Raw genomic sequence first — 13,998 nt, 5'->3', positions numbered from 1 at the left:
ACGGGAGTTATCAATATACTGGGGGACAGATCACCCATAGTCGTCCACTTGGGGTTATGCAGTTTAATGGGCACATCCTTGATTGCCCTTTAAAATGAGTTTATAACGTTGGAGCTGGCATGGAATAGAATTCTTGTATTTCTTCAAAATCACATCCAGAAATACAATGAATAGCGGCTTCAACGTCATAATGCCAATCATCCATCAACATCATCAAAACCGCTGTATGATGAGGGCTAAACTCTTCTTCATCTATAGACAAGCTTCTTAAATGCTCACCGCGTAAACCACGTGAATACAAAGCGCTTAAGGCGTCCGCGTGCTCATAATTCAAACCCTTAAGTTCTGCAATGGCTTGAGAGTGGCTTAATTGATATTCCGTTACTAACATTTTCAAAACAAGGATGTGATTTTTCCGTAAATTAGGAACTTTTAATTCCTCTATATGATTAATTGTAAAACCAGCGTTTAATAATTCTTGCTCTAGTTCAACTATACGACTTGGTTTTGGCTCCATTGAAAGGTTTTGTTGAATACATAATCGCTTCAATTGCTCAATATCTTGAACTAACATAGCAGAATTGGTATCGGGGTAAATAAACGCGCCACGTACTTTTATCAATCCACTATATTTACTAACCGGTACTTTCTCCCCATTAGACTTGTAAAACACACTTCGTTATTATCAATTGGACTTAAATCAATAGGGTCTACATCAAGTATAGGAAAATCTTCCGCTAGTCCTTGTAATGCACCAATTAATGTATTTTTTATGTCTTGAAGTTCTTGGCTCGAACGATACTTTAAAATTCCTTTGATCTCATGAAAGTTAAAGAATCTCAACGCATAATGTGACAACATGCCATAAATGCTTTGTGGAGTGGTTTGAACCTGCGAAATCTCATCCAAAGTACGTAACAAACTTCCTCTTAATTCATTGAGTAGATTTTGATTTACGACTTCGAAACGAAAAGCATTTTCAGCTAATCGAGCACATAACTTTAATTGTGTGAAGTCTATGTATTGATTCAGCGCGTTCAGGTAGGAGGGGAATAACATGCAATTACACCATAAATCGCATAATTGTATATATTTATAACTTTATGGTCAATGGGTATTCTTTTAATAGGTGGTTATCAAGCATATTTTAATGTTTTTCAGGCCAAGCTTTGAATGCTCCATTAAGTGTTCGATCCAATAATCATTTGGATTGAATTCATTTATTTTGATAAACTGCAAGAGTTCATCGTCACTATAATTTAAAAAATCTTGGCGTCTTTTACTCTATTTTCTAAAAGTATTTAATTTTGACTATATATACACAAATTGAACGTTTTGGTACATTGCATGTATAATAATAAATCTAAATTCACTATTTGTGAACCAAAATAAAATTCTCATTTTAAAAGTAGCTCGATTTTTATGTCACATAAATACAGTAAGCTGTTTCAGAGAGCACTCACTCCAAGTGAAAAACTCTACATTGGGGCTGATGCTAATAATTATTCTTTTTTCTTGCAATTGGTGCTTGAAATGGACTCTGAGGTAGATATACCCTCATTAAAACAAGCGATTATTCAAGTAAATACGCTTAATCCTTATGTTAATCTGCGAGCAAATTTAAATAGTTATAATTCTTTCTGGTATAAAGATTCAGAAAACCGAAACGATTCTAATTTGATTCATATCGAAGAGACTGAATGGGATGGTGATGATATCCAATCACCGTCTTTTTTTCATAGTCATCAATTTCATTCTGAAGAATCAGCAACACAAATCACCTATATCAAAGGATCACGCCATTTTTTAGTGTTTCGAGCATTCCACGGCATAATGGATGGAATGGGATTATACTTATGGGTGAACACTATTTTTCATGCTTGGCATAAACAAAATGTAGTTGATACATATGACTCTCTTACTGATTATGAGTTTCTTAAACAAATAAAATGTAAAAGATATCGCCCCAATTTTTCATTTGATTGTATTGCGCCGTTGGGGCATACCGGTAAAGAGCATGCCCATCATTTATGGCATAAAGTGACGCTTCCAGGAAAAATTAACGCAATAACGGCAAAACTTTGTGACATATTATTTGCTTATAGTGTTGAAAGAGGCGGAACAAAAGGCCGATTTATGATACCGGTTGATCTAAGAACTCATACACCAGAAAAGAATATTACTGCTAATTTTTCAAATCCAATTTTTGTTGAGGTGCGAGAAGGGACAAGCTGGCAGTTAATCTATAGTGATATGATTCAACAGTTGAGTAAGCAAAATGAACTCATACTCGGAAAATATGATTCTTATTTGCATTACATGCCATTACCTTTGTTAAAGTTGTTAATTAACGCCTTAATTTCATATCAAAATAAAAAAAGAAAATATATGATGACAGGACTAATCTCTAAGTTATCTATAGAATTAGAAGATTTAAACTTGAATCATCATCAGAATAGAGTTATAGACGGTTATTTTTTACCTATTAATGTACCTCTTTCACCAATCGCTCTTGTTGTAACCGAACATGAAAATGCAACAACAATATGCTTTTCAATTTCTAATGCTCATGCAACCGAGGCTGATTGTAATCATTTAGCAAAGCAATTTAAAAAATTGCTTGGAGCTCATTACTCTTTGGACAGGGACAAGAAGCATTCTTACTGTAATTCTTTATGGCCTATTTATAATAATACTACTGTCGATTATCCAAAAGATCGAACAATTTTCTCTAAGATTTGGGAGTGTACGCAACTACATAAACAGGAGCATGTTTTAATTTCAGATAATTCAGTTGCCTTAACTTATGAGGAGTTACGAAATCGTGTTATAGAAATAGCGAGTTTCTTTCATGATCTTGGTGTAACAAAGGGAGATAAGGTTGCTCTATTTCTACCAAGAAACAAGAACATGGTTTGTTCCATACTTGCTTGTTGGTATTTAGGTGCTGCATATATACCAATCGATATTAAATCACCATTAACCTGGGTTTTGAGTTTACTTGAAGATGCAAAGCCAGTCCTATTTATTCATGATCAATCGTCTGAATTTAAAATAAATTGGCTCGGATTAAGTACCCAAATACCAAAACACGTTGAGGTTACAAAAATACCGGAAGTAAGTGCAAACTCGCTCAATGAATTGGCATATATTATTTATACATCGGGTTCTACAGGTACACCTAAAGGCGTGATGATCAATCATGATCAATTGCTAAATTATTTATCTTGGGCTGTTATTGTATATCGAAATGATGACCAACCTTACCATACTGCATTATTTACAAGTATTGCCTTCGATCTTACTGTGACAACACTCTTTTTACCACTACTGACGGGCGGGAGTATTCAATTGACTCCTGATCCGATTACCTCATTAAGTTTAAAAAAAATGATGCTGGATGAATCAATTAATTTTATGAAGTTAACTCCATCTCATTTGCGGATGGTACTCAATTTCCCTATGCATCGGGATAAACAAATTACATTAGTGGTAGGTGGTGAATCATTTCCTTGTCAGCTGGCTCAATCAATTATGCAAAAATTGCCAGGCGCACAAATCTTTAATGAGTATGGTCCTACTGAAACAACGGTTGGATGCATGATTCATCAATTTGATAAATATCAAGATATTGATGGCAGTGTGCCCATTGGTATTCCGGCTGCAAATACACGAATATATTGTCTGGATGAACATCGTAAACCCGTTAAAATTGGCCAAGAGGGTGAAATTTTTATTGCAGGCAGTAATGTTGGGTTAGGTTATTTAAATAAGCCTGAGGCTACTGTTGATAGTTTTATTAATGATCCTTATGTCGCCGGGCAACGAATGTATCAAAGCGGTGATTTAGCAAAGCATAGAGAAGATGGCCTGCTTGTGTATCTTGGAAGAAAAGATCAGCAAGCAAAAGTTCGAGGACATCGTATCGAACTATCAATGATCGAAAATAAATTAGCAGAAATTGATGGAATTCTACAAGTCATAGTACTTAGTACCAAGATGAATAATACTTTAGGTGAAGCTTATGATGTATTAGTTGCTTATATGGTATCTAACCAACACTATAAAAGCTCGGAGTTACGGAATCTTTTATCGAAAGCCCTGCCTTACTATATGTTGCCGAACCACTATATTTTTTTAAATGAATTACCTATGACCATTAATGGTAAAATTGATCAGAAACAGTTACCTAAACCTATTTTTATTACGAGTATTGAAGTAAGTGATACTGATGATTTGTTAACGCATATTCGTCAATTATTTGCACGCGCATTATTGTTACCTCTAGAAGAGATTGATATTCATGCTACTTTTGACGAAATGGGAGGGGACTCCATACAAATGGCATATGTGCTTCATCAAATGATGACCAAAATGGTGGCTCCAAAATATCTTGCCGCATTTAGTGATCAGTTTGAACACCTTTTGGCATGCGCAACACCACAACATTTTTATGATCAGTTAGTAAAATTTAAAAAATAGTTTTAATGATTTTTGGGAAAAAAGTACATGAGAATTTTAGTTACTGGAGGAAGGGCTCCTGCAACAATGGACATTATGCGTAGTCTTATTAGTCAGGGATATGAAGTTTATGGAGCGGAAAGTATGCTCTATCCTCTATCACGATGCGTCAAGGGAGTTAAGAAGCATTTTGTTATTCCAAAACCGAATGATGATTTAACTTCTTTCTTAAACGCGCTTAAAGAAATCGTTATCAGATATAAAATTCAGATTCTTATTCCTACTTGCGAAGAGATTTTTCATGTCAGTCAAGGATATGAAGAATTATCTAAGTTCACGCGCGTTTTTTGTGAACCTTTTGATCGTTTAAATCAATTACATAATAAGTATCTTTTTAATCAACTTGCTAGGGAGTTCGAATTGGATGCTCCTGAGAGTTGGTTAATTAATGAAGATAAGGATAAAGTGGGTCTTCCCAAGAATGAAAATTTGGTTTTAAAACCTATTTTTTCTCGATTTGGGTCGCGAACTGTTATTAAGCCAACGCAAAAAATGATTGCTGATTTACCAATCAAGGATTCTTATATTGCCCAACGATTTGTTATTGGTAAGGAGTACAGCACTTATGCAATTGCTGATAAAGGAGAGGTATTAATTCAATCATGTTACTACTCTAAATATGTAGTAGGGCGCTCAACAGGGATTTATTTTGAGCCTGCTGAAATTGAACCGATTACCCAGTTTATCAAGATATTTTGCAAACGATTTCAATTCAGTGGCCAAATAGCGTTTGATTTTATTTTAATAAATGATAAGGCCTATGTTCTTGAGTGTAATCCGAGAGTTACCAGCGGCTTTCATTTACTGACTGATAAAATTGATTGGTGTACTATTTTTAATGGACAACGACAACATGAACCTAACATGCAGCATATGCAACCGTTTATGCTTGGACAAGGAATGATACTTCATGGCTTGAAATATTTTGTAAAAAATCCAAGACAATTTCTTCAGGATTATCGCGGGGCGCATGACATCTTAAAAAATAAAGCATATCCCTGGATTAGGCTAAAGACCACGCTGATGATTCTGAATGTTCTCTGTAGGGTGATACAAGTCAAAAAAGGTTTTTATCCTGCCTCAACCTATGATATTGATTTTAATGGAATTAAAAATTCAGAATGAGTCTTCTCCTCTTTTTCAAACTTTAATGATCATATGTGCTGGTTATGATACGTGAGAGGGGGTACATATGGTTTCTATTATCGATAAAATAAACGCATTGAGAGGAGATGTTAATGCTCATGCTTCGTAGTTCACCGAGCGCTTACGAAACATTCTCTCAGTTTCATCAATTAAATAGATAGTTTATCGGAAATATCACTCTCAAGAGAGAGGTTAGTTTTGTTTACTATTTTTAAAGACTCGGTTTTATTAGACTGACTATCGAAAAAACTTCGATAGAGAGGGGCTTTTAATTGTTTAGGTTGATATAATTTTTCAAAATTTTGTTTTTCACTAGGATCACACCATGAGGGCGCTACTTGCTGCCATGCCCCGGATTGACTATCTTGTTGCCAAAACTTTAATTTTCCAGACTGATAATAGGGTAATAAGTCTTGCCAATGTCTATAGATAAAACGTAGTTCATGATAGGTAAAAATCGCAGGTTTTTTGAATGCAATTCTCATGTCTGTATTATTTAATACAAAATTTAAGGTATTTCCTCTACTTAATAACCACAAAATACCTAGTTTACATCGTTTGCTAATAAAATGACTCTCATCTTTATAATATTCAGATTGCTCATGTTTTTTTCCTTCAAAGTATTGAGAAAAACGATGCAACTCATTAGATTGTCCACTTAATCGTCGGCGACAGTATTCATCTGGATTGCTTTTATAATGTCGCAAATTATCACCAGTTAAATTTTTGAAAATTAATAAAACACTGTCGTTTCTTGGGTCTATTGTTGCGCATTTAAATGATTTTAAAAATTTATTTTCTTCCTCTGTGAATCCATATAAAAATTGCTCTCTTGGAACCTCAAAATCACAACCATATCTTTTTATAATCTTAGATATTTCTTGAATAAAATCAGGACCGGAATTTTCAATGCTAAATTTATTATTTTCAAATAAAGACAAAATATCGATGTCTTTTTTAAGAAGAGTTTGTATTATATAATCAGTAACATTGATTTGTTTGTCCACTAATGATCTTGAGAATATTTCATCTTTGTAGCAATTTATTATACGTAGGCTATACCTGGCTGCTGCGGTTCTAACTTAACTAATATATCATTAAGTTATTCATGAGCGCATAACTTTTTGAAAGTGAGAATTGTTATTTTCTTGATCAAGAATCAAATTATGAGTTATTTCTAGTTCGAGAGAAGATGTTGCCTTATGTTCTCCTTTCTTTTCTAGAAAAGCTAAATCATTCTTAATCAAGTAAGCACCTAATGCTTGTGCTTCCTGAGGGGAATTATTAATCAAAGTGGGATCAATTTTTAATTTCATGTCAGACTAAAAATTAATGCAGCATGTTTAAATTATAGCCGTAATTTAATATCTTCTAATGGGACTAGGATAGAGAAGAAGATTGGATAATTATTTAAAAGAGGTAAAAAAGCGCTTGGTTTATTGATTATACTCGGGTTCTCATGGTGGCCAGAGGCAGAATCGAACTTCCGAAGAAAATAAAGTTTATAAATCTGTCTTGGGCAAAATGGAGATAAAGCCCGAATACTAACAAGATTTTGATAATTTCTAGCAAAGACATACCTAAGCCATCGTAAATAGGAGATTTATTTTTTGTAAAACATTATGAATTGGCACAGCTTGATTTAATCTTTGGTAAAAAAATGTGGTCAATTAAAAATACAAATGATTAAAAATGTGTTAATATGGCTATAAATTTAATTTGAAGTTTTAAAATGCCGCATATTATCCAAAATCATTCAGGGTTCATTTATTTTTATGAACAAGCGTATTACGAAAGAGTACGTACAGCCATTAATGTGAAAGATGAGAAAATTGATACTAAGAAGCTAAGCCCGAAAATCTTGGAAGAAAGTCCCTATAAATTGCATGTTTCATTAGATTTTAATAGCTTTCATACACATGCAGTGGAATTGAAAAAGATTTTAATCCATTATTTAGAAGAAAACACGATCTCCTCATTCAAGATAGTGGATTGGGAAGGCCAGGAATCGGTTTTAAAAACGCTTCAGAAACAATTGGGATTGCTTCATGAATTGAAAGTATTGCGCTCTTGTCATCATGCAAAAGGAAACGACATACTTTATCAGCAAGCACATTATAATTGGAAGTGTAGTTATCTGCGTTGCTTAGGGCTACCTTTAAATATAGCTTCATTTTGGGAAGTATCCGATCAAAATCTTGATGGTTTAACAAAAATTATTGAAACGCAAATTGATTCTATTACACGTTTTAAAATGAATGGACAGTTTACCATTTATATTAAAGAACATTTCAACAAGGAGAGCCTTCGTGATCTTTGTCATGAGCTCCACGATTATTTAAACACCAATAGTGTGGCTCCAGGTCAATTGCTTGATGTGCAAACAGCGATTACGCCCCATATTAGTTTGCGACAAGAGTATTTGATCCAGGATTTTAACAGCTTTTGTAGTCAAGGAGCCACTGAGCCGGAAAAGAGAATAAACAGTGTTCCCCATATTCATACCGAAGAAGAATACCGTAAGCGAGTACAGGTGGCTAATGAGCAAAAAAACAGCGCGCTTTATGTTTATTTAAAAAATGGTTTTATAAACACAACTGGATTGGATTCTTTTTCTCTCTTTTCTGCAGAAAAGACGGGTGGGTCAAAACAGATATCAGTTCCACAAGAAACTAGCGTGCCACTTTGTCATAATTAAAAGAAGTCTTTTGATCCAGATAATAAGTCTGGGGATGATAAAAAATCGGTCATTCCCGCGCGCGGGAATCCGTCCATCGCTTATAATTCAGCCTTTTAAGAGCAGTTAAAGCCTATTACTAACAACAACTTGTATATTCTAAGTTAATTGTAGTAAACTTGTCTGTTTCTAACTTTTAGCAGAAAAATTGAGTTAATTCTAACATTGCTATAGTTCCAGGACTAGTTAGCCATTAAGTAAGGATACAAAATGTCACTTTATAAAACTATCGGTGGACTTACCTTCAATCTTATTTGTGGGTTGTGTCTCATGTTTTCAATGCTCCAAGTTCATGCAGGAGCGCAACCTAAATTTAATATCATTCCAACAACACCTACGACGAAGCAAATTCCTTCGATAGGTAATGATACGGTACAATATCGTGTAACCAATAATACTACGATAACTCGAACACTTACTATGAAGCCTATTACGGGTGTGACACAAGTTGTTGAGGGAGGGTGCTCTAGCCCATTTACTCTTGCAGCAGGCGCATCCTGTCTTCTAACTTTAAATCTTGATGGGAACTTACTTCCAGCACGAGTTATTGGTGGCCCGGAAATATGCAAAACGAAAGGAGCTGGGAATAACAACCCTGATCCTTTTTTATGTAGTCAGCCGAGCGCGGCAAACAGTTTAAATATCACTGTGGTGCAGCCTTCACTTCCGACATTAACTTCTATCAGCGTAACTCCTAGTGCTTCGAGTATTGCGAATGGTACTTTTCAACAATTTACAGCAACGGGAATATATTCCAATGGTACAACTCGGAATATAACAAACCTAGTCACTTGGTCATCATCGAATACCAATGTGGCTTCTGTTTCAAATACTGACAAAGGATTAGTAACCGGTAACAGCCCTGGCCAAACCACTATTAGCGCTACTCGAGGAGCTATTACTGGTAATGCTACGCTAACAGTTACCAATGCAACGCTTCAGTCGATTACCGTGACACCAACGAATGAAAGTATACCTAGGGGCACGACGCAACAATATACTGCCACGGGTATTTTCACAAATGGAGCACATCAGGATTTAACCCCTTTTGTTACTTGGGCGTCATCCTCTAATGCAGCGACTATTTCAAATACACTCGGTTCCAAAGGATTAGCCACTGCCACTAACACAGGCTCTACGACAATCAGTGCAAGCTTCAACAGTATAACAGGGAATACAAATTTAACTGTCACGGCAGCAACACTTAATTCAATTACAATTACTCCTGCTAATCCGAGTATACCTAATGGAGTGAGTCTGCAGTTTACAGCCACTGGAAATTTTTCGGATGGTTCTACTCACGACTTAACCAACATTGTAGCCTGGACATCTTCAACCAATGCTGCCATGATTTCTAATACAGCAGGTTCTAAAGGATTAGCTATAGGAGCCAATCCAGGAGCAGCAACCATTACCGCCGTATTGGGTGCTTTCTCTGGAACAACGACACTTACAGTAACACATGCTGTTCTGAACAGTATCGAGGTTCAACCACAAAACTCTTCGATTGCAAATGGAACCACACAACAATTCACAGCGATTGGAATATTTTCTGATAATTCAAACCATGATATAACAAATGTAGTGACCTGGACCTCTTCCTCAGGCGATGCAACAATTTCAAACGCTGCCGGATCTAAGGGCTTAGCTACGGGCATGCAAGTAGGCTCTACTGCTATTACGGCTACTTATGGAGCTATATCAGGAAGCACCACGCTTACTATTACGCCAGCGCTACTTAATTCAATCACAGTAACTCCTATCGCTCCAAGTATAGCGAACGGAACCAGTTTGCAGTTTACTGCAACCGGTAATTATTCGGATGGTTCTCTTCAAGATTTAACATCCACTGTGACCTGGGCATCCTCAACAACTGCAGCTACCATTTCTAATGCAGCAGGCTCCCAGGGATTAGCTGTGGGAACCAATGCTGGACAAACGACCATCAGCGCAACACTTGGGGGTACGTCTGGAACAACCCAGCTTACAGTAACGAGTGCGGTGTTGACAAACATCCAGGTTTTACCGCCAAACCGCTCCATCGCTACGGGAACAACCCAGCAATTTATAGCTATTGGTATTTATTCTGATGGCTCTCATGAGTTTTTAACTAATCAGGTCTCATGGACTTCCTCAAATAGCGGTGTTGCTTCGATTTCCAATGCCTCTGGATCCCAAGGGTTGGCCACTGGTCTGCAAGTAGGCTCTTCCGTTATTGCTGCGAAATTAGGCTCTATTTCAGGTAGTACTAATCTAACGGTTACACCAGCCACACTGAGCTCTATTGAAATAGCACCAATTAATAAGTCCATACTCAATAAAACTACACAGCAGTATACAGCAACCGGTTTTTATTCAGACGGCACTAGACAAGATCTGACTGACACAGTGACCTGGAGCTCGTCAAATCAGAGCGTTGCCACGATTAGCAATGCAGCTGGTTCTGAAGGATTAGCTACGGCACAGGCTGTGGGTACTGCTGTAATTACAGCCAGCACAGGTTCCTTGTCAGCTAATACCAATCTTACCGTGACAGGTATCACCTTAACTGCCATACAAATTATTCCAAGTAACACAAGTTTACCTAATGGTAATAGTTTACAGTTCACTGCAAGAGGTATATTTGCAAATGGCTCCATGCTTGATTTAACTCAATATGTACAGTGGACTTCTTCTAATCCCTCCGTTGCTAGCATATCTAATGTTCAAGGCTCAAAAGGGATTGCAACTGGAGTCAGCATTGGGAGTGTGACTATCACTGCTCGCTTTAATGATGTATCTGGGGCAACACCTTTGACGATTACTGCGGCAACTTTAACTTCTATTAGAGTATCGCCAGAAAACCTCAGCACACCCAATGGTACGGAAGTTGGATATAGTGCCCAAGGAACTTTTTCTGATGGAAGAGTCCTTAATCTCACTCGATTTGTCACCTGGACTTCGAGTAACACTAACGTGGCTAGTATTTCCAATGCATTGGGATTAGAGGGAGTAGCAACGACAACAGGCGCAGGTACAACCACCATCTCTGCCTCGCTCAATGGAGTGACTGGCTCAACACCATTGGAAGTAATCGCTTCTCCTAGCTTAACCTCCATTGAAATCTCTCCTGGAGCAACTCAGGTAGATATAAATACAGAAATACAATATACAGCCATTGGTCATTATTCAAATGCCCAATCAGCAGATCTGACAAATTTGGTTACCTGGACTTCTTCAAATACCCAAGTAGCTACTATTTCTAATGCGCTAGGCGCACAAGGATCGGCTTATACACTTAATGAGGGTACTACGAATATTACTGCCACTTATCAAGGCATCGTTAGCCAGCCCTCTACTATCACGGTGCAGAGTAATGCTGCTAGTCATTTCTTTATTACGAATGTGGGCCAAAGCAAGATAAGCGTATGTCCTGTGAACGATTCAGGCTTTTTTCAGAGTTGTTATCTAACAACTGCGTCGTTTAATGCTCCTCAAAAAGTTGCAATGAATACTAACTGGCAGCAAATATATGTTACTAATGGCAATAATGTATCAATTTGCCAAAACACTATCTTCCCAATTCCTGACATCAACAACTGTCAAGATTCCGGATTTGCATTCAGCACTCCTATTGGCATTGACATTCTTTATTTCCTTAATGGTTCTTCGGTTACTAACTTTGCTTATATAGCTAATTCTGGTAATAATACCGTTTCAGTGTGCACCGTTGCGGCCAATGGTACTTTTTCCAGCTGCGTTGACGCAGGTGGTTCTTTCACCAGTGCTCCAATGGATATTCTGATTAGCGGCAGTGGTTCCTCCACTTCGGCCACCGCATACATTACGCTGCCAAGCGCTAACCAAGTGCAGGCCTGCACGATTAATATCAGTAATGGGCTCTTTACTTCCTGTGTTAATATGACTTCATCTGGTGTTCCATTTGATAATCCTACAGGTCTTACTTTTGTTCGGGGAGGTGTTACTATCAGTAATTTTAATACTAACTCTGTGTTGTACTGTACTTTCGAGCAAGGTGGAATGTCTTTTAACTTTTGTGAAAACTCAGGAAATACAGGTGTACCTTTTGCTGGGCCGATGGGTAATTTCTCTGCAGAGTTTAGTCACGCATCATATATTGCTAATCAAAGCAACGCTACCGTTTCAGTTTGCCCCAATTACGCTGGTAATAATTTTTTCGGAAATTGCGAAGATGCTGGGCAATATATCTCAACTGGTTTCACTGGTCCCCTTTTCATCACATCTAATCGTTGGATTTACTAACTAAGTTTTTTCTCTGAGCCTATGTTTATCACGCGTAAGCTCAGAGAGCTTTTCCAGCTACAAGCATGGTAATAAACTCTCGGCAATGAATATCGATCCAAACTTTTTTACAAAACTCTGATAGCGAATGATAACAGCTTATACTTCATAAGCATCAATAAAAAAATACTTGCTAGGTTACATAGGTTGCTTTATTTTTCGGGTATTAACCACATTTCTGCGTAAGTGTAACAGACGCTAACCCTGGAAATTTCCGGACTAAATTCAACTGCTTTTTCTTTTTTTACTCCATCAAGTCTTTTCTAGTTTCGTAAGTTGTAAAAATCACTTTAAATGCAAGCAGTTGACCCAATATTTTATTCCCTGATTAATAAAATAAAAACTGAGGTGTTGATGAGGTGAGCAAACGAGGCGACAAAAGGATTACAACGCAATTAACTGAAAAAGAGTTTAATGAGTTTGTCTTTCCCCATCTCCAAAATGGAAAGCGCGGACCAAGACTTAAATTCGCACTATATAAAATATTTAACTACATTTTTTACGTCATTCACACAGGGTAAATTGCCGATTGACAGAAATAGGTATACCTTTCATTTGACCGTAACTTATTAGAATTACAAATGCCGGAAGATACAGAAACAAATTACCTCTCCCTTTCGGTTGCAGGATAAAAGATATTGATTGGAAAGAATGGGATTATGAAGGCTCAAAGATTGAGCTTCTTCGCGTCTGAACTTCAGTCAGCTTTTTTCAGCGTACCGAGTAATTAGCTAAGTTGACGATGCCCATTAAGGGGACAAAGCAACGCTTTGTCCCAGTAGAAACTAAGCGACTAATGTTAAACCAAACTGTAATTGATTTGTGTACAGATGATTCAAACTTAATCCACTATTCATGGTTTGTCCATCAGCTGCGGCAAGATTACTTTTACCCCAGTCAGCGAACTCATAGCCTACGCTTGCGTATAAGGATGATGTAATGGCTCTTTGAATGCCCGCACCTACTGTATAAGTAAAGGCGGTCTTCGTATAGCCATTAAAAGGAGGAGCAGGCACTTCTTCAAAAATTTTGGGTGTAATGACGAAATTATGAGAGTGGTTAAATCCTACGCCAATGCTGCCACTGACATAAGGTTGCACCAATTTTATTCCGGTGGCTAAAACTTTGCCTTTTGCGGCAATGTGCTGATGATTCACGTAGTAACGGTAAAAATAGTTATTAAAATCGGGATCGGCATCCTCCCATATATCCCCAGTTAATTTGGCGTCACTACTTGCTGCTAAAGCTAAACCAATTTGCCATAAAAAATTAGCATTAAATGAGTGTTGCAA

General features: G+C 37.0%; 9 protein-coding genes. 4 read left to right on the top strand and 5 right to left on the bottom strand.

Translation table 11 applies throughout. The features are described 5' to 3' along the window. Positions 1-100 precede the first annotated feature (100 nt). Together Lsan_RS20775 and Lsan_RS20770 are read right to left on the bottom strand one after the other, a co-directional pair. On the bottom strand, positions 101-622 hold the full coding sequence (locus Lsan_RS20775; RefSeq protein WP_058515998.1) for a hypothetical protein: 522 nt from the start codon (positions 620-622) through the stop codon (positions 101-103). Beyond that, the gene (locus Lsan_RS20770) at positions 619-1,059 is read right to left on the bottom strand and encodes a hypothetical protein (protein ID WP_058515997.1); all 441 of its coding nucleotides are present in this window, start codon (positions 1,057-1,059) and stop codon (positions 619-621) included. The genes Lsan_RS20775 and Lsan_RS20770 overlap by 4 nt, the downstream gene beginning before the upstream one ends. A gap of 363 nt (positions 1,060-1,422) precedes the next feature. Between Lsan_RS20770 and Lsan_RS20765 the strand changes: the two genes are divergently transcribed. Continuing rightward, the gene (locus Lsan_RS20765) at positions 1,423-4,482 is read left to right on the top strand and encodes a non-ribosomal peptide synthetase (RefSeq protein WP_058515996.1); all 3,060 of its coding nucleotides are present in this window, start codon (positions 1,423-1,425) and stop codon (positions 4,480-4,482) included. A 27-nt stretch (positions 4,483-4,509) separates the two neighbouring features. Continuing rightward, on the top strand, positions 4,510-5,646 hold the full coding sequence (locus tag Lsan_RS20760; RefSeq protein WP_058515995.1) for an ATP-grasp domain-containing protein: 1,137 nt from the start codon (positions 4,510-4,512) through the stop codon (positions 5,644-5,646). A 170-nt stretch (positions 5,647-5,816) separates the two neighbouring features. Here the strand turns inward: Lsan_RS20760 and Lsan_RS20755 are convergent, their stop codons facing one another. Both Lsan_RS20755 and Lsan_RS20750 read right to left on the bottom strand, forming a co-directional pair. Next, positions 5,817-6,674 (bottom strand): hypothetical protein, encoded by an 858-nt coding sequence (locus Lsan_RS20755; protein ID WP_058515994.1) that lies wholly within the window; start codon positions 6,672-6,674, stop codon positions 5,817-5,819. A gap of 99 nt (positions 6,675-6,773) precedes the next feature. Further along, the gene (locus Lsan_RS20750) at positions 6,774-6,983 is read right to left on the bottom strand and encodes a hypothetical protein (RefSeq protein ID WP_058515993.1); all 210 of its coding nucleotides are present in this window, start codon (positions 6,981-6,983) and stop codon (positions 6,774-6,776) included. Between the two features lie 416 nt (positions 6,984-7,399). On the opposite strand from Lsan_RS20750, the gene Lsan_RS20745 reads away from it, so the two are divergent. After that, the gene (locus Lsan_RS20745; RefSeq protein WP_058515992.1) at positions 7,400-8,365 is read left to right on the top strand and encodes a hypothetical protein; all 966 of its coding nucleotides are present in this window, start codon (positions 7,400-7,402) and stop codon (positions 8,363-8,365) included. 249 nt (positions 8,366-8,614) lie between these two features. After that, positions 8,615-12,667: a beta strand repeat-containing protein gene (locus Lsan_RS20740; protein WP_058515991.1), complete on the top strand. Its 4,053-nt coding sequence runs from the start codon at positions 8,615-8,617 to the stop codon at positions 12,665-12,667. A gap of 824 nt (positions 12,668-13,491) precedes the next feature. On the opposite strand, the gene Lsan_RS20735 is transcribed toward Lsan_RS20740, so the two are convergent. Continuing rightward, on the bottom strand, positions 13,492-13,998 hold a 507-nt coding region (locus Lsan_RS20735; protein WP_193392759.1), incomplete at its 5' end, for an outer membrane protein.

The organism is Legionella santicrucis, from assembly GCF_001468135.1.
Classification (GTDB): Bacteria; Pseudomonadota; Gammaproteobacteria; order Legionellales; family Legionellaceae; genus Legionella; species Legionella santicrucis.
The sequence above is the reverse complement of the archived record's forward strand: the minus strand, read 5'-3'. Positions and strand labels throughout refer to the sequence as shown.

Bases quoted from the DNA above. Each gene is read 5' to 3' on its own strand.
- Lsan_RS20760 (WP_058515995.1), top strand. From the start codon at position 4,510: ATGAGAATTTTAGTTACTGGAGGAAGGGCTCCTGCAACAATGGACATT.
- Lsan_RS20765 (WP_058515996.1), top strand. From the start codon at position 1,423: ATGTCACATAAATACAGTAAGCTGTTTCAGAGAGCACTCACTCCAAGT.
- Lsan_RS20745 (WP_058515992.1), top strand. From the start codon at position 7,400: ATGCCGCATATTATCCAAAATCATTCAGGGTTCATTTATTTTTATGAA.
- Lsan_RS20750 (WP_058515993.1), bottom strand. From the start codon at position 6,983: ATGAAATTAAAAATTGATCCCACTTTGATTAATAATTCCCCTCAGGAA.
- Lsan_RS20740 (WP_058515991.1), top strand. From the start codon at position 8,615: ATGTCACTTTATAAAACTATCGGTGGACTTACCTTCAATCTTATTTGT.
- Lsan_RS20770 (WP_058515997.1), bottom strand. From the start codon at position 1,059: ATGTTATTCCCCTCCTACCTGAACGCGCTGAATCAATACATAGACTTC.